Annotated in this window: 1 rRNA gene; it reads left to right on the plus strand. The window is 48.8% G+C overall.

The annotated features are described in order from the left end of the window. Nucleotides 1-316: 316 nt before the first annotated feature. Nucleotides 317-3,209 (plus strand): 23S ribosomal RNA (locus JR005_RS15245). Nucleotides 3,210-3,251: the final 42 nt, after the last annotated feature.

Below are 3,251 nucleotides of genomic sequence, written 5' to 3' on the forward strand. Positions count from 1 at the left end.
AAAGAAGATTATAGAGCTTAGTAAATATAATGATTTATTAAGCTCTGTGATTAATCACAGTTTAATGTAGCTGACGAGGTTACATTAATTCATTAACAGATTGAGAATTGAGTCTGAAATAAATTGTTCACTCAATAACAAAGAGAGAAGAAGTCATTCTGATCTTAGAGTTAATTGAGAACTAGCAAATTAACTGAATCAAGCGTTTTGGTATATGAATTTAGATTGAAGCTGTACGGTGCTTAAATGCACAGTACTTCAAACTGTAATGTTGGTAATACTACTTGTAGGTATTAACGACTGTTTGGGGTTGTATAGTCAAGTAATTAAGTGCATGTGGTGGATGCCTTGGCAGTCAGAGGCGAAGAAAGACGTGATAGCCTGCGAAAAGCTCCGGGGAGGCGGCAAATATCCATTGATCCGGAGATGTCTGAATGGGGGAACCCACCTACTATAAGGTAGGTATCAATAACTGAATACATAGGTTATTGAAGCGAACGAGGGGAAGTGAAACATCTCAGTACCCTTAGGAAAAGAAATCAATTGAGATTCCCTTAGTAGCGGCGAGCGAACGGGGATCAGCCCATTAAGTGATGTGTGTTTTAGCGGAACGCTCTGGGAAGTGCGACCGTAGAGGGTGATAGTCCCGTACACGAAAGGGCACACATCATGATGACGAGTAGGGCGAGGCACGTGAAACCTTGTCTGAATATGGGGGGACCATCCTCCAAGGCTAAATACTCCTGACTGACCGATAGTGAACCAGTACCGTGAGGGAAAGGCGAAAAGAACCCCTGTGAGGGGAGTGAAATAGATCCTGAAACCGCATGCATACAAGCAGTGGGAGCCGACTTGTTCGGTGACTGCGTACCTTTTGTATAATGGGTCAGCGACTTACATTCAGTAGCAAGGTTAACCGCATAGGGGAGCCGTAGAGAAATCGAGTCTTAATAGGGCGTATAGTTGCTGGGTGTAGACCCGAAACCAGGCGATCTATCCATGAGCAGGTTGAAGGTTGGGTAACACTAACTGGAGGACCGAACCCACTGTCGTTGAAAAGCCAGGGGATGACTTGTGGATAGGGGTGAAAGGCTAATCAAGCCTGGTGATAGCTGGTTCTCCCCGAAAGCTATTTAGGTAGCGCCTCGGACGAATACCATAGGGGGTAGAGCACTGTTTCGGCTAGGGGGTCATCCCGACTTACCAAACCGATGCAAACTCCGAATACCTATGAGTACTATCCGGGAGACAGACTGCGGGTGCTAACGTCCGTAGTCAAGAGGAAAACAATCCAGACCGCCAGCTAAGGCCCCAAAATCATAGTTAAGTGGGAAACGATGTGGGAAGGCATAGACAGCTAGGAGGTTGGCTTAGAAGCAGCCACCCTTTAAAGAAAGCGTAATAGCTCACTAGTCGAGTCGGCCTGCGCGGAAGATGTAACGGGGCTAAAACTATGTGCCGAAGCTGCGGATGTAACTTTAGAGTTACGTGGTAGGGGAGCGTTCTGTAAGCCGAAGAAGGTGTATTGAGAAGTATGCTGGAGGTATCAGAAGTGCGAATGCTGACGTGAGTAACGACAAAACGGGTGAAAAACCCGTTCGCCGAAAGACCAAGGGTTCCAGTCCAACGTTAATCGGGGCTGGGTGAGTCGACCCCTAAGGCGAGGCCGAAAGGCGTAGTCGATGGGAAATGGGTTAATATTCCCATACTTCTGTGTAATGCGATGAGAGGACGGAGAAGGTTAAGTCAGCCTGGCGTTGGTAGTCCAGGTGGAAGACAGTAGGCATGCATCTTAGGCAAATCCGGGGTGCTCTATGCTGAGAGTCGATATCAAGCTGTACTTGTACAGTGAAGTGGCTGATACCATACTTCCAAGAAAAGTCTCTAAGCTTCAGTTACACAGGAATCGTACCCGAAACCGACACAGGTGGTCAGGTCGAGTAGACCAAGGCGCTTGAGAGAACTCTGCTGAAGGAACTAGGCAAAATGGTACCGTAACTTCGGGAGAAGGTACGCTGCTGAGGGTGATGGGACTTGCTCCCTGAGCGCTTGGCAGCCGCAGAAACCAGGCCGCTGCAACTGTTTATTAAAAACATAGCACTCTGCAAACACGAAAGTGGACGTATAGGGTGTGATGCCTGCCCGGTGCTGGAAGGTTAATTGATGGGGTTAGCGTAAGCGAAGCTCTTGATCGAAGCCCCAGTAAACGGCGGCCGTAACTATAACGGTCCTAAGGTAGCGAAATTCCTTGTCGGGTAAGTTCCGACCTGCACGAATGGCATAATGATGGCGGCGCTGTCTCCAGCAGAGGCTCAGTGAAATCGAAATCGCTGTGAAGATGCAGTGTACCCGCGGCTAGACGGAAAGACCCCGTGAACCTTTACTGCAGCTTGACATTGAACTTTGACCTTACTTGTGTAGGATAGGTGGGAGGCTATGAAGATGTGACGCCAGTTACATTGGAGCCATCCTTGAAATACCACCCTGGTAATGTTGAGGTTCTAACTCTGCCCCGTAATCCGGGGCGAGGACCATGTCTGGTGGGTAGTTTGACTGGGGCGGTCTCCTCCTAAAGAGTAACGGAGGAGTACGAAGGTGCGCTCAGCGTGGTCGGAAATCACGCGTAGAGTATAAAGGCAAAAGCGCGCTTAACTGCGAGACCCACAAGTCGAGCAGGTACGAAAGTAGGTCTTAGTGATCCGGTGGTTCTGTATGGAAGGGCCATCGCTCAACGGATAAAAGGTACTCTGGGGATAACAGGCTGATACCGCCCAAGAGTTCATATCGACGGCGGTGTTTGGCACCTCGATGTCGGCTCATCTCATCCTGGGGCTGAAGCAGGTCCCAAGGGTATGGCTGTTCGCCATTTAAAGAGGTACGCGAGCTGGGTTTAGAACGTCGTGAGACAGTTCGGTCCCTATCTACCGTGGGCGCTGGAAATTTGAGAGGATCTGCTCCTAGTACGAGAGGACCAGAGTGGACGAACCTCTGGTGTACCGGTTGTGACGCCAGTCGCATCGCCGGGTAGCTATGTTCGGAAGGGATAACCGCTGAAAGCATCTAAGCGGGAAGCCTACCTCAAGATAAGATTTCCCTAGGAATTTATTCCTCTAAAGAGCCGTTCAAGACTAGGACGTTGATAGGTTGGATGTGGAAGCATAGTGATATGTGAAGCTGACCAATACTAATTGCTCGTGAGGCTTGACTATACAACACCCAAACAGTTGTTGTATTCAAGATAAATTCGATAC

It is taken from the genome of Acinetobacter sp. Colony158, assembly GCF_019264745.1.
Lineage (GTDB): Bacteria > Pseudomonadota > Gammaproteobacteria > Pseudomonadales > Moraxellaceae > Acinetobacter > Acinetobacter ursingii.